Annotated in this window: 2 protein-coding genes; one reads left to right on the top strand and one right to left on the bottom strand. The window is 69.4% G+C overall.

Translation table 11 applies throughout. The annotated features are described in order from the left end of the window. A partial coding sequence (locus tag AC1DWF_RS33625; RefSeq protein ID WP_476842829.1) for an ATP-binding cassette domain-containing protein occupies nt 1–203 on the bottom strand: 203 nt, incomplete at its 3' end. 134 nt (nt 204–337) lie between these two features. On the opposite strand from AC1DWF_RS33625, the gene AC1DWF_RS33620 reads away from it, so the two are divergent. Continuing rightward, the coding region (locus tag AC1DWF_RS33620; protein WP_476842828.1) for a cation diffusion facilitator family transporter at nt 338–792 on the top strand (455 nt) is incomplete at its 3' end.

Genomic DNA, 792 nt, shown 5'->3' with positions numbered 1-792 from the left:
ATCCTGACCTGGCCCGAATCGGCCGGCTGGATGCCGGCGACGACCCGCATCAGCGTGGTCTTGCCGCAGCCGGAGGGGCCGAGCAGGGCGACGAACTCGCCGCGGGCCACATGGAGGGAGACGTCGCGAAGGATCGGCTGGCCGCCAAGCGCCAGCTGCGCCCGCTCGACCGAGAGACCGCCGGAATCGGAGGCTGAGTTCATGGGCCGGGGCGTAGGCTTCCGCTGTTGCAGTGATGCGCCAGTTTCGTGAAGCTTGGATGTCACCGGGAATGCTTCGCGGGCGGCCCGGAATGGGTTAGAGGGGCGCCTCCCGCGATCACCTTTTGGAACGAGATTTGACCCGTGCCGTGACCCTTGCGGCGGGCAGCGTAGCCGTTGCCCTTGCCGTCCTGGCGCTGAAGCTCGTGGCCTGGTGGCTGACGGGCAGCGTGGCCCTGTTCGCCGATGCGCTGGAGAGCGTGGTGAACGTGGCCGCCGCCGGCGCGGCGCTCGTGGCCATCCGCTTCTCGGCGATGCCGGCCGACGCCAACCATCCCTATGGGCACGACAAGGCGGAATATTTCTCGGCCGTCCTCGAGGGCGCGCTGATCCTGGTCGCGGCCTTCGTGATCCTGAACGAGGTCTGGTCGGCCTGGAGCCATGCGCGCCAGCCGGACCTGACGCCGCCGGGCATTTTGATTTCCGTCGTCGCGACGGCGCTGAACGCGATCTGGTGCTCGGTCCTGTTCCGCCACGGGCGGCGCCTGCGCTCGCCGGCGCTGCTGGCGGATGCCCGGCACCTGATGGCCGA

Source organism: Aminobacter sp. P4_D5 (genome assembly GCF_056401815.1).
Note: the sequence above shows the minus strand (reverse complement) of the source record. Positions and strands in the feature narration are given on the sequence as shown.